The following is a 468-nucleotide window of genomic DNA, read 5'->3' as shown; positions in this document are numbered from 1 at the left end:
CGCCAGATCATCAAGGTTCGAGGCCGTAGCTGCGAAGACCCGGTTCATGACCCGGTAACGCCGCGTCACGATGTCAGGCTCTATGGTGACCACATCATCGAGATCGAGGATGGCGGCGCAAAGCTCGATCCCTCCAACGTGCTGTTGCGCTGCGGTCCGTGCCATGGCCGCAAAACGGCGGCGGCCCGGGCAGCCCGCGCACACGCCGGGGTAGGGGGGAGGTAAATCTCTGGGCCGTAGGGAGCCGGAACCGCATGGGTCGTCACGCGCAAAAGTTTTTTCCCGGCCCAGAGCTTTGAATCAATCGAAGGTAATCAAAGAAATCAAACGTCCCATGAGTTCCGGCGACGAAATGGCTCCGAAGTCCAAGCGCGGCGGCAAACGGCCCGGCGCTGGCCGAAAGAAGCAAGGGCACAAGGCGACGTCGGCCCTTCCGGCGCTCGACCTGGAGGCGGCCCTGGCAGCGCC

Annotated in this window: 1 protein-coding gene; it reads left to right on the top strand. The window is 63.7% G+C overall.

The annotated features are described in order from the left end of the window. Positions 1-6 precede the first annotated feature (6 nt). Complete coding sequence (locus NJD71_RS14070; RefSeq protein WP_442967693.1) at positions 7-225, top strand: HNH endonuclease; 219 nt, start codon at positions 7-9, stop codon at positions 223-225. Positions 226-468: the final 243 nt, after the last annotated feature.

It is taken from the genome of Psychrobacter sp. PP-21, assembly GCF_033790785.1.
In the GTDB taxonomy this organism is placed as follows: Bacteria; Pseudomonadota; Gammaproteobacteria; order Pseudomonadales; family Moraxellaceae; genus Psychrobacter.
This window is presented reverse-complemented; position numbering and strand designations above follow the sequence as displayed.